16 protein-coding genes are annotated in these 19,552 nt (G+C 55.2%); 6 read left to right on the top strand and 10 right to left on the bottom strand.

Annotated features, from left to right (window positions below; genetic code table 11):
* Positions 1–310: 310 nt before the first annotated feature.
* The 4 genes from JNUCC32_RS15405 to JNUCC32_RS15390 form a co-directional block, all read right to left on the bottom strand.
* A complete protein-coding gene (locus tag JNUCC32_RS15405; protein WP_192572542.1) occupies positions 311–2,806 on the bottom strand; it encodes a glycoside hydrolase family 38 N-terminal domain-containing protein in 2,496 nt (831 codons plus the stop codon).
* Positions 2,807–2,819: 13 nt separating this feature from the next.
* A complete protein-coding gene (locus tag JNUCC32_RS15400) occupies positions 2,820–3,833 on the bottom strand; it encodes an ROK family protein (RefSeq protein ID WP_096773166.1) in 1,014 nt (337 codons plus the stop codon).
* Positions 3,830–5,701, bottom strand: a complete 1,872-nt coding sequence (locus JNUCC32_RS15395) for a class I mannose-6-phosphate isomerase (RefSeq protein WP_192572541.1) — start codon at positions 5,699–5,701, stop codon at positions 3,830–3,832. Before JNUCC32_RS15395 ends, JNUCC32_RS15400 begins: the two co-directional genes overlap by 4 nt.
* Positions 5,702–5,826: 125 nt before the next feature.
* Positions 5,827–6,756: an AraC family transcriptional regulator gene (locus JNUCC32_RS15390; protein ID WP_192572540.1), complete on the bottom strand. Its 930-nt coding sequence runs from the start codon at positions 6,754–6,756 to the stop codon at positions 5,827–5,829.
* A gap of 207 nt (positions 6,757–6,963) precedes the next feature.
* Between JNUCC32_RS15390 and JNUCC32_RS15385 the strand changes: the two genes are divergently transcribed.
* Positions 6,964–7,554 (top strand): YdhK family protein, encoded by a 591-nt coding sequence (locus JNUCC32_RS15385; RefSeq protein ID WP_192572539.1) that lies wholly within the window; start codon positions 6,964–6,966, stop codon positions 7,552–7,554.
* A gap of 72 nt (positions 7,555–7,626) precedes the next feature.
* On the opposite strand, the gene JNUCC32_RS15380 is transcribed toward JNUCC32_RS15385, so the two are convergent.
* From JNUCC32_RS15380 to JNUCC32_RS15355, 6 genes are all read right to left on the bottom strand, one after another.
* Complete coding sequence (locus JNUCC32_RS15380) at positions 7,627–8,532, bottom strand: TIGR01777 family oxidoreductase (RefSeq protein ID WP_096773169.1); 906 nt, start codon at positions 8,530–8,532, stop codon at positions 7,627–7,629.
* Between the two features lie 313 nt (positions 8,533–8,845).
* Positions 8,846–10,036 carry an ornithine--oxo-acid transaminase gene (locus tag JNUCC32_RS15375; RefSeq protein ID WP_096773170.1) on the bottom strand — a complete coding sequence of 397 codons (1,191 nt, stop codon included), beginning with the start codon at positions 10,034–10,036 and terminating at the stop codon, positions 8,846–8,848.
* Positions 10,037–10,139: 103 nt separating this feature from the next.
* Positions 10,140–11,045: an arginase gene (gene rocF / locus JNUCC32_RS15370; RefSeq protein WP_096773171.1), complete on the bottom strand. Its 906-nt coding sequence runs from the start codon at positions 11,043–11,045 to the stop codon at positions 10,140–10,142.
* A 236-nt stretch (positions 11,046–11,281) separates the two neighbouring features.
* Positions 11,282–12,643, bottom strand: a complete 1,362-nt coding sequence (locus JNUCC32_RS15365; RefSeq protein WP_192572538.1) for an ABC transporter substrate-binding protein — start codon at positions 12,641–12,643, stop codon at positions 11,282–11,284.
* Positions 12,644–12,775: 132 nt separating this feature from the next.
* Positions 12,776–13,600: a carbohydrate ABC transporter permease gene (locus JNUCC32_RS15360; RefSeq protein ID WP_192572537.1), complete on the bottom strand. Its 825-nt coding sequence runs from the start codon at positions 13,598–13,600 to the stop codon at positions 12,776–12,778.
* A complete protein-coding gene (locus JNUCC32_RS15355; RefSeq protein WP_096773173.1) occupies positions 13,597–14,577 on the bottom strand; it encodes a carbohydrate ABC transporter permease in 981 nt (326 codons plus the stop codon). The genes JNUCC32_RS15360 and JNUCC32_RS15355 overlap by 4 nt, the downstream gene beginning before the upstream one ends.
* A gap of 234 nt (positions 14,578–14,811) precedes the next feature.
* Here JNUCC32_RS15355 and JNUCC32_RS15350 point away from each other — a divergent pair, with 234 nt between their 5' ends.
* From JNUCC32_RS15350 to rbsC, 5 genes are read left to right on the top strand one after another with little or no spacing between them, the layout of a single operon-like run.
* Positions 14,812–15,795 (top strand): LacI family DNA-binding transcriptional regulator, encoded by a 984-nt coding sequence (locus tag JNUCC32_RS15350; protein ID WP_192572536.1) that lies wholly within the window; start codon positions 14,812–14,814, stop codon positions 15,793–15,795.
* Positions 15,795–16,673, top strand: coding sequence for a ribokinase (rbsK, locus tag JNUCC32_RS15345; RefSeq protein WP_192572535.1), 879 nt, complete (start codon positions 15,795–15,797; stop codon positions 16,671–16,673). Before JNUCC32_RS15350 ends, rbsK begins: the two co-directional genes overlap by 1 nt.
* A gap of 2 nt (positions 16,674–16,675) precedes the next feature.
* On the top strand, positions 16,676–17,074 hold the full coding sequence (rbsD, locus tag JNUCC32_RS15340; protein ID WP_096773175.1) for a D-ribose pyranase: 399 nt from the start codon (positions 16,676–16,678) through the stop codon (positions 17,072–17,074).
* A gap of 15 nt (positions 17,075–17,089) precedes the next feature.
* Complete coding sequence (locus JNUCC32_RS15335; RefSeq protein WP_192572534.1) at positions 17,090–18,571, top strand: sugar ABC transporter ATP-binding protein; 1,482 nt, start codon at positions 17,090–17,092, stop codon at positions 18,569–18,571.
* A 1-nt stretch (position 18,572) separates the two neighbouring features.
* Positions 18,573–19,541 carry a ribose ABC transporter permease RbsC gene (gene rbsC / locus JNUCC32_RS15330; RefSeq protein WP_090912858.1) on the top strand — a complete coding sequence of 323 codons (969 nt, stop codon included), beginning with the start codon at positions 18,573–18,575 and terminating at the stop codon, positions 19,539–19,541.
* Positions 19,542–19,552: the final 11 nt, after the last annotated feature.

Raw genomic sequence — 19,552 nt, 5'->3', positions numbered from 1 at the left:
GTACCAAGATCGAAGCCAATGCCAACCGCTATACGTTCGTCTGTGTGTGGTAAAGCGGTTGTCAAGCACAAGGCGAAATTACAGAAGAAAGTCCAGGCGCTGTTTTCAACCATCGAAGATGCCGGGATGGCTTTCACTTGCCGATAATCTGCTCAAGGAAGCGGCAACGAACCGAAAAGCAAGAAATGGCGGTGCAAGGATAATATCCTGAGCACCGTCATTACTTCATTTGACACATTTTTTAATCTGACGAACCGTCCGTCAAGTGAACAACCCTACTTATTTATGGGGCAGCTGTTCTCATCATGAATCAATGGATCCGATGGATCGTGAATTGTCCGGTCGAGGCGTGCAGCGTCTTCGCCGTTTGCTGGGGGTCCAGCTGGCGATGGCGTTCTACCGCATAGCGGAACTCGTAGAAGCCGCCGAGCGTAGCCTTGAAATTGGTCTCCCAGTAGTTCGTCAATATCCAGGCATACGTGGAAGGACGGCTGTCCGCCGGCTGCATGGTGTGAAGCTGGCGCGGCCCGTGCTCCAGCGTTCCGAGCTGTACGAGCGGCGTGTCTGTCATGGACAGGGTCAGCGCTTCCCGGTCTTTAGCCGAGTGCCAGAAGATTCCCTCCTGCACGCTGGTGTAATCGAGGCAGCTTCCAGGAATTTGATCCTTCCAAGGCCGGACATGGCATCCGGCTTTTTCGGCGTATAACTCGGCTTCCGTCCCCAGCGAGAACGGCAGTGCCACATAGACATTTTCCGGCAGCCAAACGCTGTCCTTGTGGAAGCGGACGGACACCTCGACACGAGGCTGGTTGGCAAACATCTTGATGTGGAGGGCATAGTAGCTGAGCCCCTTCACGTCGAACACCAGCTCGACCAGGGCAAACAGCGGTCCGTTGTCCAGCACGGTCGCCCGGGTTAAGCGCCCGGCATCCCGCTGGACGTTGGTGCCCTTCCGGTTGCGTCCCATGCGGCGGCGGGTCGAGCATATTTCGGATGGATTATGCTCATCCTGTGCCGGCGTAACCTCGTAGACAGGAGTGAATGCCCCGTGCTCGCGTTCGCCGTCCAGCAGGTCCGCCGAGCGTGTCTTATCGATCCAGGCCGTAATGCCATTGTTCATTTCCCATTCGATCCGGAAGAAGTCGGATTCGAGCGAACTCTTGCCCGCCACGATCGGATAGGGAGTCAAGGGCTGGGTCCAGATGTCGGCGATGCCTTCGCACGCGATCGGTTCGGTATTCCGCGCGGTCGCCATATTCCCGGAAGCAGCGGGAACATCTGAAGATTCGTGCGCATGAATAAACAATATCCGGGACTCTCCCGCTTCAAGCGTGAGCTCCGTAACGAGTGCCCCCGTATGTGTCAATTGGTACGGTAGAGGCTTCCCGGTCGTTTCGTCGATGAGCTCGAACCTTTTCTTCAGAATTACGTGTTCCCAGCCATCCAGCGGTATGGCAACCTGCAGCGTAGCTGCGGCCGGTTCCGTGTTGATCACCTCGTAGCGTAAGGAACGATGGGGGGCAAGCAGTGCGCCCTGACGGGCAACGAGCGTTTTATCCAGCGCCCCGTAAGCCAGCTTGCTGGCTTCCGCCGCATAGGCTTGCTTTCGCACCTCCAGCATCTGCACCTGCGGATGCCAAGGCTCATACACGGAGGAATGGTAGCCCCAGGTATGCTCGGCGTACATGGTCAGCGCCTGCGAGGCCTCTTCGATCTCGGCGAGGCTCGCCGCTGCATGGCCCGGATCGAGACGCTTGACTTTGCGAAGCGTGCGCTGGGCATCCCGGTAAATCTGGGTATGCATCGCCGTGGAGGCGACCCCATCGGTCCACCAGTCCGGCCAATCCCCGCGGTGCACCGGAAGCGCGGACAGATCCTCCTGCTTCAAGACGGCAAAAAATTCGGAGAGCGTGGCCATTTTAATGGTGATTTGGTCGCCGTATTGTTCATTCCATGCGCTTATCCATTCCGCAATGTCGGCATTCGGGGACGCATTGTCCGTACCCAGGCCGGAGACCATGACGGGAACGAAGGAATACGGGTAGGACTCCTGCTCAAGATTCCATAAATACCGGTTAATCCGCAGGGCAGCAATGTCGTTGTGCCGCTCCTCGGGCTCCATCAGATTATGCTGAAGCTCATCCTTGATGATGTATTTGCCGAGTGCGTCAGGGCAGAACCCGAGCTCGTTGCCGAACATGTAATGCTCGCCGTTCCATACGAGCAGCCTGCCGCCGCTGTGGCTTTCCCACCAGAACGGGGTTTGTTTGCGGCCCAGCGGATACATGCCGTGGTGCGTATGGATGCAGGAAAACAGATGCTCGATGTTATTTTGCAGCAGGCTATCCGCATAACCCCAGCTGTACCCGTTGATGTCGGCGGTCATGGCGCTGTCGATCCGATGTCCGAAAGTGTTTGCATACCTTTGCGCCTTGCCGTGATTGCGCAGAAGGAGGTCGAAGTCCGGAAGCTCCGTCATGTTGAGATAGGTTCCGGACAGTTCGATATCACCGCGGATTACCGCTTGCTGAAAAGCCTCCTTTTCTTCCGTTGTGGCCGATTCGAGGAATTTCTCAACCGCCCAGAATGTTTCGCAAGTCCAGCGGAACGATTTCCATTCCGGACGTTCTCCGCGGTGTGCGGCATCCGTGATGCCCAGAGCCTGGCGGATAAAATCGACATGGTACTGCTCGATCCGTTCCTGGCGCTCGGTGTAACCGATATCCGTGTGAGAATGATGGATGGCATAGATCGTCCAGGGACGGGCGGGTTTATGGCTTCCTTGGCGTGATATGTTCTTGTTCATATGATAGGACCTCCTAATGATAATATGGAGCGGATCGTTCGCCCGCCGTATCGTCAAACAGCTTATCAATGCCGTAAAACACCGCGGACGTACCGTCCTCGAGACAGTCGATTGGAACGCTGTGCGTACTACCCAAGGCCAGCTGCATATCCCTTTCCCATAAGGGCAGGCTGCCCGAGATCTGTCCGCCCAGCACCAAGCGGTCCGGCCGGAATCCGGATAGGTAGGGCCGCAGCATGCCTCCCAGATTGCTGCCGTATTCCCGGAATAATTCGCGGGCCTGCTCATTACCTCGCGTTGCCGCTTCCGCCAGATCGGCTACGTCGATTCCGTCCGTCAGGAGTCCACGCTCCGAGGCCATCCTCAGAATGCCTCTTCTCCCGAAATAGCTGTCCACGATGTGGTCCCGGTAAGGCTCCGCATACAGCATGCCGCTGCCAGGGATACCGTCCTTGCCGGCTACGATCCGGCCATTCTCCACGAAGGCCGAACCGAGGCCCGTACCGAGCGTCAGGCATACGAGACGTTCCGCCCTGAACCGGATGGAGGCGCCCAGCCCGAACATGAAGGCGTCGTTCCCGAACCGGATGTCGGCAGCGGTCAAACGATTCATCATGGCACCCGGAAAGGATGGTTTGAGGCTCTGGAACTTCGAACGGAGCAGATCCCGAACCGACAGTTTGTACAGCCCATCATATTTGCCGATGCCTTGAAGAAGGGCAACGCCTTTTGCGTAATCGAAGGGCCCCGGAAAGGCAAAGCCGATCCGGATCGAATCGCGATAGTCCACCGGCCGGAAGGCCGAGGCGTAAAAGCGTAACAAATCATGGCAGGCGCCGGCGAAGCTGGCGATCGCTTCCTCCGCCGTTCCTTGCGATGCGGAAGGCCGGATGAGGAACGAGCCGGGGACAAGCTGCCCGTTCACGAGCAGCGCCCCCTTCAAAGCGGTTCCCCCGGCATCAAGCGTTATGGTGATGGGGGCAGGGGGAGACGGGCTTCCCGGATCGTCCCAATCAGGGCGGTTCATGAAAACTCTCCGCTTGCCGCTCTCCGGGAAGGCGGAAGCAGCGGGAGATTCCATTCCGGGTTGACCCTGGCCGCAATCAAGGTGCATGGGGATCCGGACAGGTTCTCCAATCGGTATTCGCCTATACATGCCGGAACGATGTAGGATTCCGCATAGCCCCATTCAACGGCCCCACCCTCGTCCGCAGCCGGTACAAGGCGGACGCGGTCGCCTTCCACGAGATTGTACATAACGAACTCTCCTTGGGTATCCGCTTTCCACGCATCCTGCAAATTCAGCCTGCTGACCTGGAACAGAAGATCTTCCCGTTGTCCCAGCAGTTCCTCCGTGCTGCCGCCTTGACGGCTCACGACGGATGGCCTAGCGATAAGCCCGTCCTCTACTGCCGGCGTATTCATGGCGTCATTGATATTGTGGCGCGCATGCTCAGGGTTCATCGGGCGTGGCTTGCCATCGGCGTCCAGCCGCAGATAATCGTAAATCTTGAACGTAAACCACCAGGTGGTCGAGGAGATTTCCAGCACGAGATTATCCCTGCCGGAGCAGTGGACCGTACCCGGTGGAATAAGGTAGAGATCCCCTGTTTGCGAGCGGTACTCGTTAACGTAGTCGGAGAGCTCCAGCGGCTCTTCATGAAGATGGGCATTCTCGACGGCTTCAAGGAGCCGGCCGCCGGTGATCCCTTCCTTCAGTCCCAAATACACCTTGGCTCCCGGGATATTACGCATGATGTAGTACGACTCTTGCTGTGTCATATGTTCATTGAACTGCGCCTCTGCATATTCCTGCAGCGGATGCACCTGAAGCGACAGCTCGCCGCCCTGCATCGTATCCAGATAGTCAAACCGGATCGGAAAATAATCGCCGAACAGCTCGAAATTACGCGTTCCCATAATTTCCTGGGGGGCTGCCTCCATCAACAAAGTGAACGGAACCTCGAAGGTGACATTCTGCACGCGCAGCAGCAGCGTGTTCTCGGGAGCGATGGGTTCAAAGCTCCAGGCGCAGTTCGGCCATTCTTCGGGAAGGCCGCACAATTCCTTAAGGTATTGCCCTCCCCATATCCCCGGGGCAAAAAACGGCTTGACCCGAAACGGCTGCCGGGCCGCTTGATGCAGCACGCTTGCCAATTTCGCTGCAGGCAGCCAGACAGGAGCTTCCGAACGATTCAAATCCATATAGTACGATTGGTTGACCGAATGCTGGACATGATGGTCCAGCCAGTCCCGGCGGTAAGTCTCCCAGACGGGCCATTCGAGAAACAGGCAGTTCTTGTAGGTCTCAACCTTATCGCTCGAGATGCCGAGGCCGAAGCTGCCCATACGCTCCGCATGGCGCCGCTGCTGGTTTTCGCGGGAGTAATCGGCGTAGAAGCGAAGATCGGGAGTTCTGCCTTCCAGCAGCGAGGCACCCGGGCCGTGCAGCACGTGAATGCCGCACATCGCGTCAAATTGCAGCGCGCTTTTTTGCAAGGCAGCCTTAGCGTCCGGCTGAAAATATTGAATAGGACGGACATCCGAGGCTTTATAGCCGAATGCCCGGTTATCGGTCAGATAAGGAGCCATCTCGGCCCGGAGCTCGGCTTCGGGTTTTACGTAATGGGACGTCGAATCGCTCGAGAAGGCGATGCCCTCTTGTTCGCAGGTTTGCTGAAGCTGGATCAGCAGTTTATCGAAATCGGCACCGTGCGTTCCGTCAAGCGTAATGTAGACGCCGCGCTTTTCGGGGGGATGAAGCTGCGATTTTTGTTTGTGGGTCGACATGATGAACGAGCACCAGGAGTCGATCCCCTGATTCATGAACAAGGGCTCGTGGCGAAAATCCACAGGATTGATCGGATGTGATTGAAAGGCAGTTGCAGGTTTCATGGATTGGATGTATCCTCCCTTCCGGAATGTCTGTTACGACTTCATTGTAGAAGGCAAGGGAGGATACGTCTTTATAAAAAGAGGAAGTGTTTTTGTACGATCAGGACATCGGCGGGCCTTGGGCGCTAAACCTCGGAGTCGTAGCGTCCTTCCGAAAACTGCGAGCGCCGGAAGCGGGCCGGGGTTACGCCAAGTTTGGACGTAAATACCCTGGTGAAGTAATGCACGGACTCGAATCCGCAGCAGACGGCAATCTCCTTGATCTGGCGATCCGTATGGAGGAGCATATGCTTTGCCTGCTGCACGCGCTGCTCCTGTACATAATGGACAAAGGATTGATGGCCGTATTTGCGAAACAGCCGGGTTAAATGACGGGTCGTGATGTGGAGATGGCCCGCCACGCGCTCCAGCGAGAGCGGTTCGTTGAGGTTGTCCTTGATAAACAGTTCGGCCTGATGAAACATGGAGGTTCCTTCATCGTTTGCTTCGGCGCCGGAAGGCTCATGATGGAAGCCCGGGCCATGGACGGTCAGAAAGGATACTATCAGTGATGCGGCCAAACTGTTCAGCATTTGCGGCGGGTGCTGTTTGCCGGAACCCGTATGAAACAGCGATAACAGCGAAAGCCACAATAATCCGGACGCCTGCCGGGCACCTTCTGCAACCACCGGATTGCCTTGTTTGGCCAGCAACCGGAACGCGGCCGCATAAAACTCGCCGGTTGCCGTTTCTTCCGGTTCAAAGGCGACATAGCATAAGGCCAAGCCGTCCTTGCTTCTTATTTGATGCTGGACGCCCGGCCGTGAGAGAAACAGCGTGCCCGGATGGAGATGAAACTCTCTCTCGCCTTCGATATAGGTTCCGTTGCCTGTTAACACGTAACAAGCTTCAAAAAAAGAATGCTTGTGCTCCGTATTGTCGTAGTGGCGCGGCATGAACCCCCAGTAATGGATCCGGATGCTCAGCTCCTGTTGTTCAATACGGCTCAAGGTACGATTTAATATGGAATTGGCCCGTTTGAATAACGGGATGAAAGCATCGTCATCGATTTGCATGGGAGATGGTTCTCCTTCGTTCATAAGGCAATGTCATCTGCCTTTAATATAGGTTGGATGTATCTTGGGTTGTCTCTCTATTATATATCACAAGATAAGATATAAAGAAAAAATGGGTATAGTGATGTAATGCATAGACAGCTACATAAGTTCTTCACAAGTCGCTGTTATGCTATGAATATTCACTATAAGAGAGGAGTTCGTCATATGTCAGCAAAAAAACGATTAAAGCCGCTTATTCTGGTTGCCTTCGCATCCCTCGTCCTCGTGCTGGGCGCCTGCGGAAATACGGATGGCGCGAATCCGGATCAAGCGGAGAGCGTGGATACTACCGGCGGCATGGAAGGCATGGATCACGGCAGCATGAACCATTCCGGATCGGGCGAGGTTCCGGAAGGGTTGAAGACGGCGGACAATCCTGCCTATGCGGCCGGGACCCAAGCGATCATCGAATCCGACCACATGCCCGGGATGAAGGGGGCCCAAGCAACGATAGTCGGAGCTTACGATACGACGGTGTACACGATATCGTATACGCCGACGAACGGCGGGCCCGAAGTGAAGGATCATAAATGGGTCATTCATGAAGAGCTCAAGGATGCGGGCAAGGAGCCCCTGGAGCCGGGAGCGAAAGCCGTCGTGAATGCGGATCATATGGAGGGGATGAACGGTGCGACGGCCGTTATCGATTCCGCCGAGCGTACGACGGTCTATATGGTGGACTTCACGTCAACATCCGGAGAGGAAGTCAAGAACCACAAATGGGTCACGGAGAGTGAGTTATCTCCGGTCCAATAGCGTTCATCGAATAAAACAATCGCTCCCTTGAGATCAAGAGAGCGATTGTTTTTTATGCGCAAGGAGGGTGATTCAGCTTCCTTTGATCTGCTGCAAGGCGGCCGTCAATTCCGGATATTGGAACTTGAAGCCGTGGCGCTGGGCTTTGGCCGGAAGGATCCGCTGGCCCTTTAACAGAATAAGCGACATTTCGCCCAGGATGCCTTGGAGCATGAATGCAGGCAGGGGCAGCCAATGCGGACGGCGATAGACCTTGGAGACGCTACGGCCAAATTCCTCGTTCGTGACCGCATGCGGGGAAGCGGCGTTCACGGCTCCGGAAATGTCTTCGTGCCGGATGCAATAATCGATTAATTCCACGATGTCGTCGATATGGATCCAGGAGAGCCATTGCTTGCCGCTGCCGATGTTGCCGCCGACCCCTAATTTATACGGCAGCAGCATTTTGGGGAGGGCACCGCCTTGATCGCCCAGAACGACGCTGATGCGCAGCTTGATTAACCGGTCGACCGGGATGCAATCGGCTGCCTGCTCCCATTGCTGCACAACCTCGGACGGGAAATCCATGATCGTGGCCGGACTGTCCTCATCAAACGCTTCAAACTCGGATGTACCGTATATGGCCATTGCCGATGCTTGAAGAATGACCGGAGGTTTGTGCTCCAGGCGCTGCATCAGGTCCGCTACGGCAGTTACGGTTCGTTGCCGGGACTGAAGAATTCTCTTCTTGCCTGCTTGCGTCCAGCGTTGGCTCAGGGAGGAGCCGGCAAGGTTAACGAGTGCGTCCAAGCGCTCGAACCGCTCCGGATGGGATTTCATCTCATCCCAGGTTAAGTAGGATAATGACCCGTTCTGCTGCACAGCGGGGATCTCCGGCTTCGACCTGGTGACGATGATCATGTCATGTCCGTCGCGCAGCCAGCGCTTGCACAATGCTTGGCCAATGAAGCCGGTACCCCCGCAGATGGCTATTTTCATGAGTGAACCTCCTTGTTAAGTTATCATCAACCCCGATAAAACATGGCTGGGAATCATTACCCTTCATAGGCTGAAGTGAGCCGAGAGGGGAATAACGATACGTTACTTGTCAGAATCGTACATCCAATATTATACAACCCATTATACAGGAAATGCGGCATGGCACCGCTATATGATATTTCAGTCAACGCTTCAGCTTCTGCCTGGCTAGGAGCGGAAAGAAACCGCAAAAAACAGTTTGCCGCACCCCATGCCTTGGAGCCAGGGGGTGAACAAACTGTTTTTTGCGCAAGTGCAAGCCGGTATCGATTTATCACGCAAACGCCTGCCTTACGATCGCCGCCGCCTGGTCCAGTTCTGCTTTGGTGATGATGAGCGGAGGGGCGAAGCGGATAATGGCTTCATGGGTTTCTTTGCAGAGCAGGCCGAGATCTTTCAGTTTCTCGCAATAGGATCTGGCCGGGACCTTGAGCTCCATGCCGATGAATAGACCTCTGCCGCGCACCTCCTGGATATCGGGATGCGGGATGGAACGAAGCAGCCGGAGAAAATATTCGCCGAGCTCCAGGGAGCGAACCTCCAGCGCTTCCTCAATGAACACGTCCATGGAGGCGATGGCCACCGCGCACCCGAGCGGATTTCCGCCGAAGGTGGAGCCGTGGGAACCCGGCTCGAATACATCCAGAATATCCGCGTCCGCCGCCACGGCGGAGACGGGAAAGACGCCGCCGCCCAGCGCTTTTCCAAGAATGTACATATCCGGCTCGACGTCCTCCCAGTCGCAGGCAAAGCGTTTGCCCGTCCTGCCGAAGCCGGTCTGGATTTCGTCCGCTAGCATAAGGACGCTGTGCTGCCTGCACAGCTCCAGTGCCCCGCTCAGGTATCCGTCAGGCGGAATCACGATGCCGGATTCGCCTTGGATCGGCTCCACGAGAAAAGCAGCCGTATTCGGCGAAATCGCCTGCTCCAGCGCCTCAAGGTCGCCATAGGGAATGACTTTGAATCCCGGCGTAAACGGACCGAAGTCCTCGCGGTATTCGCGGGATGAGGAGAAGGAGGTAACCGTGATCGTACGGCCGTGGAAATTGCCCTCGCAGACGATGATTTCAGCCTGATCTGCCGGAATACCTTTCTTCCGGTAAGCATAGCGACGCGCTGCCTTAAGCGCGGTTTCAACCGCCTCGGCTCCCGTATTCATGGGAAGAATCATCCCTTTGCCGGTTAAAGCGGACAGCTTCTCGTAAAAGTCGCCTAGTTGATCATGATGAAATGCGCGCGAGGTCAGGGTCACCCGATCCGCCTGTTCCTTTAAGGCCCGGATGATGCGGGGATGACAATGACCTGCGTTAAGTGCCGAGTAGGCGCTTAACATATCGATATACCGTTTGCCGTCCGAATCCGTCACATGAATGCCTTCAGCTGAAGCGATGACGATGGGAAGAGGGTGGTAGTTTCTCGCGCCGTACCTTTCGGCTTTCTCGATATAAGGGTCGGGAGCGTCCATGGCGTAACCTCCTTGGGAGTCTAAAGAAACCGCAACGCGGAAAATAGAGCATGCCCGCGGAAGAGGCTCTCATAATCAAGCGTGATGCCATGTCATGAAAATGTCATAAGATGCTTTCGCCCAGCATGGAGGCGATTAAACCGACAAGCAGCCGGGACGTCTTCTGCCCGCGGTCCAGCAGCGGGTTGTTCTCCACGAATTCGGCTGACGTCAGAATGCCGGATTCCGACAGCATCTCCATGGCCAGGTGCGCTTCCCGGTAGCTGAGCCCGCCTTGAACCGGCGTTCCTGTTCCCGGTGCGATCTTCGGATCGACACTGTCAATATCAAAGGAAAGATGAACGCCATCCGTTCCCGTTGACGATATGCGGATGGCTTCCTCCATGACCCGGAACATGCCCATGCGGTCGATATCCTGCATCGTGAAGCAGGCGATGCCTTCCCGGCGGATGAAGTCCCGCTCGCCCTGATCAAGTGAGCGCGCGCCGATGAGCACGACATGCTCCGGCTTAATGGTTGATTTAACGCCGCCGATCGAGGTTAGCCGCCGATCGCCTTTTCCCAAGCTGACAGCCAGGGACATGCCATGGATATTGCCGGTCGGGGTAGTATCCGGCGTATTGAGATCGGAATGGGCATCGATCCAGATGACGCCCAAGTTGCGGTAATGCCGGGTAAGTCCGGCGAGCGTGCCGATGGCTATGCTATGGTCGCCGCCGAGCACAAGTGGGAAGGTGCCCGCTACTGCCAGGGCGGATACGCGTGCTGCCAGCTGCTCGTTCATCGTCACGACTTCTGTCAAATGTTTTAATCGGGGATGATGCGCTTCATCCTTGCGCTCGGGGAGCGCAGCAGGGTCATCGACCTGGTAAGTTACACCGAGCGCGTTAAGCTTGCGTTTCAGACCGGCTTCGAATATGGCGTCCGGTCCCTGTCCGGCGCCGCGGCGGGTAGCTCCCCGGTCGAAGGGCACCGGGATGATCGATACGGTGGACGGAAGATTGTTCATCACTTTGCTCACCTCCACTTTGTAACAGTGTATTCCGGAGCCGGGCTGAGTGACTTGGGCAAAGCCCTATACAAGCTGATCAAATATGGAAAGTTTTGGATCGAACAAAAAATACCCTTTATGCATGATTCACGGGGTGACCGCAGAGGGCCCCATGAGGCAGCATAAAGGGTGTTAATGAAATGACTGCAATTCGAATTAGGTTTTATCGCATGCTTACGCGGCATGCCCGACGTTTATTTTACCGTTTTATTATAGGTCTCGATCTTGGAGCTGATCTCCTGGGCAGCTTTATCCAATGCTTCCTGCGGTGTTTTCTGACCGTTCAGCACTTCCTCGATGGCCGTTTCCGTCAGCTGGCGGGCCTCAGGGAACACGCCCATGACAGCGCCCTGCGTTGCCAGGTTGGCGGTCGTTTGATGCAGTTGATCCACCGCCGTCTGGAATTGAGGATATTTCTCCAGGTTTTCTTTTACCAGGGATTCTTCGTAAGCTTTGGTCGTGACCGGGAAGTAACCCGTGTTGACATGCCAGTAGGCTTGGGTTTGCGGCTCGGCCAAATACTTCATGAATTCCCAGGCGGCCTGCTGCTCTTCTTCCGATTTGTTGTTCATCAGCCACAGGCTTGCACCGCCGATGATAACGCCGCCTTCGCCGCCGTCAGCCGGTTTGGGCAGGAAAGCCGTGCCGACTTCGAATTTGCCTTCCGCTGCGCTGACGATTCCCCGGAGCGAAGCCGTGGAGTCCAGCGTCATGGCGACTTGGCCGGCTGCAAAGGCTTTTTTGGTGTCATCCGTTTTACGTCCCAGGTTCAGCAGGACTTTATCGTCCAGCATTTGCTTCCACCATTCCAGCGTTTTCACGGCAGCGGCGTTGTTGACTTGCGAAGCGGTTGCCGGAGAAGTGCGGCCGTTGCCGTTGTTCAGCAGCTCAACGCCTTGGTTCGCAAGGAATTGCTCCATGAACCAGCCGTATATTGCGAAGGATGCGCCGGTTTGGCCGCCTTTCGTTAGCGCTTTAGCCGCTTTCGCTACCTCTTCGTAGGTTTTTGGAGGATTTTCCGGATCCAGACCTGCCGCTTTAAAGGCATCTTTGTTGTAGTAAAGGATCGGGTTGGAGGAGTTGAACGGCATCGAATACAATTTGTCGTCGAATGTATAATAATTTTTGATATTCGGTTCCAAGGAGGAAATGTCGTATGCTTCAGCATCCATGAAGTCTTGAACCGGACGGATCGCCTTGGTGTCCATCATGAAACGGCTGCCGATTTCGTACACCTGAATCATGGTCGGTCCGCTGTTCGATCCCAACGAAGCCTTCAGCTTGTTCAAGCTTTCATCGTACGTGCCTTGAAACACGCCCTCTACCTGAATATCCTGGTGGGCTGCGTTAAAATCGGAAATCAGCTTGTCCGCAACGGTTCCGAGCTCGCCGCTCATGGAATGCCACCAAACGACCTTAACAGGTTCCTTGGCAGGTTCGCTGCCGGCGGCAACGGTCGTTTCTCCGGCGGCTGGCGTATTGCTGCAAGCGGCGCTGATCAGCATGAAGCAGGAAAGCAGGAGCATCGCGAAGGACCTTTTACCATAACGTTTCATGATCGGTTAATCTCTCCCTTTTTGAAAATAAAGTATGGTTTGATCTATCAGAAATTGCGTGAGCCCGTTTGATATCGATAACCGGCACGCAAGGCTGATCCAATATGGTCTACTGGGTCGGCATCGTGGCCATTAGCCCTTCAAAGCACCTGCGGTGATGCCGCGCACAAGGGGTTTCAGCCCGAGCGCAAGCAGCAGCAGGGAAGGCAGCAGCAGCAGGAGCACGCCGGAGAGTATCAGATTCCATGAGTTCATCTCTTCGAACTGCAGCATGCCGATCCCGATTTGGACGGTTCGCATCTCGACCCGGTTGGTTGTCAGAAGCGGCCACAGGTACATGTTCCAATTATTCAGGAACGAGTAGACCCCCAGCGTGGCGATTCCGGGGATGGATAACGGCAACACCATGCTCAGGAAAACGCGGACATGTCCGCAGCCGTCCACGCGGGCCGCTTCAAACAGCTCCTTCGGCAGCTGCAGGAAGGTCTGCCTGAGCAGGAAGGTTCCGAAGGCCGTGGCCAGAAATGGAATGATGAGCCCTTGATAGGTGTCCAGCCAGTTCAGGTTTTTGACCGTCAAGTAATTCGGAATCATGATCACCTCCCACGGGATCATCATCGTCGCGAGAAAGAGGCTGAACAGCAGCGTTTTTCCCGGAAATCGCAGGAAGGCGAAAGCGTATGCTGCCAGACTTGCGGTCACGATCTGTCCGAGCATGATGGCAATGGAGACAACCAGGCTGTTTCCGATAAAGGTAAGGACAGGAATCGTATCGATCACCTTGGCGAAGTTGGACAGATTGACGGCTTCGGGAAGCAGAGGCGGCGGATAGACGGCCGATTCGGCCTCGCTCATCAGCGATGTCGACAAGGTATATAGGAGCGGGAAAAGAACGGCCAACGAACCGAGAAGCAGCGCGATGTAGATGAAGCTTTTGGGCATGAGACGCATGTTCATTGGTAATGCACCTTCTTCTCGACGAATTTAAATTGAAAGACGGTCAGCAGCAGAATGATGGCAAACAGGATGAGGGCCTGCGCGCTGCCGATGCCGAAGCGAAAATTGACGAAGGCATCCTGGTAGATGTTGAATACCATGACGTTGGTGCTGTTCATCGGACCGCCTTTGGTGAGGATGTTGATTTGCCCGAATGCTTGGAAGGCACCGATAACCGATACGACGGACGTGAAGAATAACGTAGGGGAGATTAGCGGCATCGTAATCCGGAAGAACGTTCTCAGCGGACCGGAGCCGTCAATCTTGGTGCTGTCATAGATATCCTCGGACACGCCCTGCATGCCGCTCAGCATCAGGATATAGTTGAATCCAAGATTCATCCAGACGGTCATAAGCGCGACGGAGATCATGGCCCATTTCGGATCGGTCAGCCATTGGACGGGCTGCGTGCCGAGCAGCGTCAGAAAATAATTCAGTATGCCTAAGGTCGGATGGTATAGAATCATCCAGATCATCGAGCCGGTACCGACGGACACGGCCATCGGAAGCGAGAAGATAAAGCGGAATATTTTCATGCCCTTGAGTTTGTTGTGCGTCAGGGCAGCCAGCAGAATCGCAGCCGCCATGCCGGTCGGAACCGTCAGCACGATGAACAGCAGGGTATTGCCAAAGCTTGTATAGAACATGTCGGAGGCCAATATTTCCCTGAAGTTGTCGAATCCTACGAATTCAGCTACCCGGCCTTGCGGATCGGTCAGGAACAGGCTAAGATAAACCGACTTGAGCAGCGGGTAGAATAAGAACAGGCCGAATATGAGCAGCGAAGGCGCTAAACATGCATAAGCGAGCAGAATTTCTCTGCGCCTTGTTCTCTTGATCGAGACGGGTTTCGCCGCGGTTGATACCTCCGGCTCGTTGACGTTCGGCGATAGAGAGTGCCCCGGAGAAGGAAGCGTGAATTCTTTTTCCATCATCATGTTTTACCTCACTTTCCAGCTTGGCCTTACAGCCTTGAGTATAGGAGCCGGATGTAAAATCCAGTAAGGGGTTTTGTAAGAATACCGTAATTTATTGCAGGACATGGCAGTTGCTGAAGGCGAGCTTGCCAGTGCCGGTACAAGAATATTCCATTCCCTAAAAGCTTGCACGTTGAAAAGAGATGTGATATCTTATACCTGTAACCGGTTACACATGAATGAGGTGATGACGGTATGGCAACGATCAAGGATGTGGCGAATCAGGCGGGCGTATCCGTAGCCACGGTTTCGCGGGTTTTAAATGGAAACGGTTACGTGCATGAGGACACCAGGTCCAAGGTGGAACAGAGCATTCGAGAGCTGAATTACACGCCGAATGAAGTGGCGCGTTCTTTATACAAGAGGAAATCCAAATTGATAGGACTTTTGCTTCCCGACATCATGAACCCTTATTTCCCGCAGCTTGCCCGCGGGGTAGAGGACGAGATGCAGGAGAATGATTACCGATTGATCTTCGGAAACAGCGACGAGAGCAAGAAGAAGGAAATGGAGTACATTCAGACGTTTGTCCAGAATAATGTGGTTGGCGTCATATCATCGACCAACGATCCGGATGCCGACATGTATACGGGACTGAACATTCCCGTCGTGTTTCTCGACCGCACCTCGTCGGACCGCCCTTCCGTGTACGCGGATGGCCGTCAGGGAGGAAGAATAGCGGCTGAGGAAATCGTACGGCGAGGGAGTAAAGCCATAACGGTAATTCAAGGTCCGGCGGATGTGCGGCCTGCACAGGAACGTTTTGAAGGAGCTGTCGAGGTTCTGGAGCAACAGGCGGCTGCGTACCAAGTGCTGAAGACGACATCGTTTTCTTTAACCGATGCCGAAGAATTCGCCCAGAAAGTGTTCAGCGAATATCCGGACACGGATGGCATAATCGCGAGTAACGATATTATGGCATCCGCCGTGGTGAAGGAAGCGTTTCGGCTGGGGAAAAGGGTGCCGGAAGACGTACAAATTATCGGATTTGACGATATTCTGCTCAGCAGGCTGCTGGCCCCGCCGCTGTCAACGATTCATCAGCCGGCGTACGAAATGGGCCGGGAAGCGGCCAGATTGCTTATCGGACTTATCGAAGGGCAGCGCATAGAGAAAAGCAATATCGAATTCTCGGTAGAATTCATAGAGCGGCAGACAACGAGAAAGGTGGAATCGTGATGGCAAAAATCGTGGTAATCGGAAGCGCGTCGATGGACTTGGTGGTGACCTCCGCCAAGCGCCCCGGCGCGGGAGAGACGGTGCTGGGCGACAGCTTTAAGACGGTGCCCGGAGGGAAGGGAGCCAACCAGGCCGTCGCGGCGGCAAGGCTGGGTGCAGAGGTGACGATGGTTGGCTGCGTCGGTGACGATTCCTTCGGCGAAACGATTTTGAGCAATTTGCAGTCGAATGGTGTTCTTACGGATTATGTGGAACCGGTTACAGGTATGGAAAGCGGCACGGCGCACATCATTTTGGCAGAGGGAGACAACAGCATCGTGGTGGTGAAGGCTGCCAATGATCGGATCACTCCGGAATATGTAGATCAGGCGGAAAAGGCAATCCAGGCGGCGGATATCGTGTTGATTCAGCAGGAGATTCCGGAAGAAACGGTGGTGCACGTGAGTGCGATATGCGCCAAGTATCAGGTGCCATTGATGCTGAACCCCGCTCCTGCCCGTCCGGTGCCGAGCGTCGTTATAGAACGGGCGGCATACATTACGCCAAACGAACATGAAGCCGCTATCCTGTTTCATGACGAGCCGCTCGGCGACGTGCTGCGCCGGTATCCGAATAAACTCATCGTAACGGAAGGGAAAAAGGGCGTTCGTTATTTTGACGGTATGAAAGAGGTCGTGGTTCCGGGCTACAAGGTTGAAGCCGTAGATACGACGGGTGCCGGCGATACATTCAACGGCGCATTCGCCGTGGCGCTGGCCGAGGGCATGAGCCTGACCGACAGCCTCAGATTCGCGAACCGCGCCGCTTCCTTGTCGGTCATGAAGTTCGGAGCGCAGGGCGGAATGCCGTCGCGCCTCGAAGTGGAAGGGAGCCTTTGACCATGAAGAAGAACGGCATGCTGAACAGCCACATCGCGAAAGTGCTGGCGGATCTGGGGCACACCGATACCATCGTGGTCGGGGACGTTGGCCTTCCGGTTCCTCCAGGCGTTCCGAAGATCGACCTGGCGCTAACGCTGGGGACGCCGAGCTTTATGGAGGTGGTGGAGGCGATCGCCGACGATATGGTCGTTGAAAAAATCGTCATTGCTGAAGAAATGAAGCGGGAGAATAAGGAAACACTGCATGATATAGAGGAACAATTTCAGGATTGCGAGATCGAGGCTTGCACGCACGAGCAGTTCAAGGAACGGACTCGAAACGCCAAGGCGGTTATCCGTACAGGCGAAGCCAAGCCCTATGCGAACTGCATTTTGCAGGCCGGCGTTCATTTCGGTTAAAGAGGAGGAAGCATCATGAACATTCAGATGACGAATATCCATAAATCCTTTGGCACGAACCGGGTGCTGGCGGGCGTGGACTTTGATCTCCGGGAAGGAGAGGTTCATGCCCTGATGGGAGAGAACGGCGCGGGCAAATCGACGCTGATGAATATTTTAACCGGGCTTCACAGCCGGGATGAGGGCAAGATCTTGATCGACGGTCAGGAAACCTATTTTGCGAACCCGAAGGAAGCCGAAGAGAGAGGCGTCGCCTTCATCCACCAGGAGCTCAACATCTGGCCGGAGATGACGGTTCTGGATAACTTGTTTATCGGCAAGGAGATGACATCCGGCCTGGGATTCCTCAACATGAAACAAATGAAGGCGCTTGCGAAGGAACAGTTCGGCAAATTGGCGGTGACGATACCGTTGACGCAGGAGGCAGGGGAATGCTCCGTCGGCCAGCAGCAGATGATTGAGATCGCCAAAGCGCTCATGACCAAAGCGAAAGTCATCATTATGGACGAGCCCACGGCGGCACTGACCGAAAGGGAAATCGAGAAGCTGTTCGGCGTCATCCGCTCGTTGAAAAAGCAGGGCGTATCCATCGTTTACATTTCCCACCGCATGGAGGAGATCTTCACGATCTGCGACCGGATCACGGTTATGAGGGATGGCAAATCCGTGGACACCAAGCCGATTCCCGAAACCAACTTTGACGAAGTCGTCAAAAAGATGGTCGGCCGGGAGCTGACCGAGCGATATCCCGCACGGCATCCGTCTCCGGGCGAACCGGTGCTGGAAGTGAAGAATATTACCGGCAAGGGCCGGTTCGAGAATGTGAGCTTCTCGGTCCGAGCCGGCGAGATCGTAGGCGTATCCGGTTTGATGGGCGCGGGGCGCACCGAGATGATGCGAGCGATCTTCGGGCTGGACCCGCTGGACAGCGGGGAAATCTGGGTGCGCGGCAAAAAGGTTCATATCAAGAAGCCGGATGATGCCGTGAAACACGGCATTGGATTCATAACGGAGGACCGCAAGGATGAAGGGCTGGTGCTGGATTTCTCGGTCCGTGAAAATATGGCGCTGCCCAATCTGTTCAGCTTCTCATCCCGAGGATTCATTTCCGGGAAGAAGGAGCAGGATTTCGTGGATACGCTGACAAAGCGGCTGCAGATCAAGACCCATTCATCCGAAACGCACGCCCGCAATCTGTCGGGGGGGAACCAGCAGAAGGTGGTTATCGCCAAATGGATCGGCATTGGGCCGAGCGTGCTCATCCTGGACGAGCCGACCCGGGGCGTGGACGTAGGGGCGAAGCGCGAAATTTACCAGCTGATGAATGAGCTGACCGAACGCGGCGTGGCGATTCTGATGGTTTCGTCGGAGCTGCCGGAGGTGCTCGGGATGAGCGACCGGATTCTCGTCGTTCACGAGGGTAAGATATCCGGTGAACTGGACCGCGAACAAGCCACGCAGGAACACATCATGACTCTAGCTACAGGGGGACAGTAATATGACAACTATTAACGATGCCAAGGCGGGAAAAGGGTTCAAGGTCTCAGGTTTGACGCAAAAGCTCGGTCCGCTGCTCGGACTGATCATTCTGATCGTCATCGTTTCCGTCCTGAATCCAAGCTTCTTGGAACCGCTTAACATTCTGAACCTGCTGCGTCAGGTATCGATTAACGCACTGATTGCTTTCGGTATGACGTTTGTTATCCTGACGGGCGGCATTGACCTGTCGGTCGGTTCGATTCTCGCGCTCTCCAGCGCATTTGTCGCCAATATGATGGTGGCCGGGTTTGACCCGATTCTCTCGATCATCATCGGCGTTGCGCTTGGCGGCGTGATGGGCATGATCAACGGTCTCATGATCACCAAGGGGAAAATGGCGCCGTTTATCGCCACCTTGGCTACCATGACGATATTCCGGGGACTTACGCTGGTTTATACGAACGGTAATCCGATTACCGGGCTTGGCGACAGCCTTGTATTCCAATTGTTCGGCCGCGGATACCTGCTGGGCATTCCCGTGCCGGCCATTACGATGATCATCACGTTTGCCGTGCTGTGGGTCATCCTGCATAAAACGTCGTTTGGCCGCAAAACGTATGCCATCGGCGGTAACGAAAAGGCATCGCTTGTATCCGGCATTAAGGTACCGCGCGTAAAGATTATGATTTATTCCCTGGCAGGGATGCTGTCCGCGCTGGCGGGCGCGATTCTGACCTCCCGTTTGAATTCCGCGCAGCCGACTGCGGGTACCTCCTATGAATTGGATGCCATCGCAGCCGTTGTGCTGGGCGGTACAAGCCTGACCGGCGGACGCGGCCGAATTGTCGGCACGCTGATCGGGGTGCTGATCATCGGAATTCTGAACAACGGGCTCAACCTGCTCGGCGTGAACTCATTCTATCAAATGGTTGTCAAAGGTGTCGTGATTGCGATTGCCGTACTGCTCGACCGCAAGAAATCGGCTTAAGGGGGAGAATG

Origin of the sequence: Paenibacillus sp. JNUCC32 (assembly GCF_014863545.1) — a bacterium.
In the GTDB taxonomy this organism is placed as follows: domain Bacteria; phylum Bacillota; class Bacilli; order Paenibacillales; family Paenibacillaceae; genus Paenibacillus_AQ; species Paenibacillus_AQ lautus_A.
This window is presented reverse-complemented; position numbering and strand designations above follow the sequence as displayed.

What these genes read in the sequence shown, in the direction of transcription:
- JNUCC32_RS15360 (WP_192572537.1), bottom strand. Translation starts at nt 13,600, where the DNA reads ATGAACATGCGTCTCATGCCCAAAAGCTTCATCTACATCGCGCTGCTT.
- JNUCC32_RS15385 (WP_192572539.1), top strand. Translation starts at nt 6,964, where the DNA reads ATGTCAGCAAAAAAACGATTAAAGCCGCTTATTCTGGTTGCCTTCGCA.
- rbsK (WP_192572535.1), top strand. Translation starts at nt 15,795, where the DNA reads ATGGCAAAAATCGTGGTAATCGGAAGCGCGTCGATGGACTTGGTGGTG.
- JNUCC32_RS15395 (WP_192572541.1), bottom strand. Translation starts at nt 5,701, where the DNA reads ATGAAACCTGCAACTGCCTTTCAATCACATCCGATCAATCCTGTGGAT.
- rocF (WP_096773171.1), bottom strand. Translation starts at nt 11,045, where the DNA reads ATGAACAATCTTCCGTCCACCGTATCGATCATCCCGGTGCCCTTCGAC.
- JNUCC32_RS15390 (WP_192572540.1), bottom strand. Translation starts at nt 6,756, where the DNA reads ATGCAAATCGATGACGATGCTTTCATCCCGTTATTCAAACGGGCCAAT.
- JNUCC32_RS15355 (WP_096773173.1), bottom strand. Translation starts at nt 14,577, where the DNA reads ATGATGATGGAAAAAGAATTCACGCTTCCTTCTCCGGGGCACTCTCTA.
- rbsD (WP_096773175.1), top strand. Translation starts at nt 16,676, where the DNA reads ATGAAGAAGAACGGCATGCTGAACAGCCACATCGCGAAAGTGCTGGCG.
- JNUCC32_RS15365 (WP_192572538.1), bottom strand. Translation starts at nt 12,643, where the DNA reads ATGAAACGTTATGGTAAAAGGTCCTTCGCGATGCTCCTGCTTTCCTGC.
- JNUCC32_RS15335 (WP_192572534.1), top strand. Translation starts at nt 17,090, where the DNA reads ATGAACATTCAGATGACGAATATCCATAAATCCTTTGGCACGAACCGG.
- JNUCC32_RS15350 (WP_192572536.1), top strand. Translation starts at nt 14,812, where the DNA reads ATGGCAACGATCAAGGATGTGGCGAATCAGGCGGGCGTATCCGTAGCC.
- JNUCC32_RS15400 (WP_096773166.1), bottom strand. Translation starts at nt 3,833, where the DNA reads ATGAACCGCCCTGATTGGGACGATCCGGGAAGCCCGTCTCCCCCTGCC.
- JNUCC32_RS15380 (WP_096773169.1), bottom strand. Translation starts at nt 8,532, where the DNA reads ATGAAAATAGCCATCTGCGGGGGTACCGGCTTCATTGGCCAAGCATTG.
- JNUCC32_RS15375 (WP_096773170.1), bottom strand. Translation starts at nt 10,036, where the DNA reads ATGGACGCTCCCGACCCTTATATCGAGAAAGCCGAAAGGTACGGCGCG.
- JNUCC32_RS15405 (WP_192572542.1), bottom strand. Translation starts at nt 2,806, where the DNA reads ATGAACAAGAACATATCACGCCAAGGAAGCCATAAACCCGCCCGTCCC.
- rbsC (WP_090912858.1), top strand. Translation starts at nt 18,573, where the DNA reads ATGACAACTATTAACGATGCCAAGGCGGGAAAAGGGTTCAAGGTCTCA.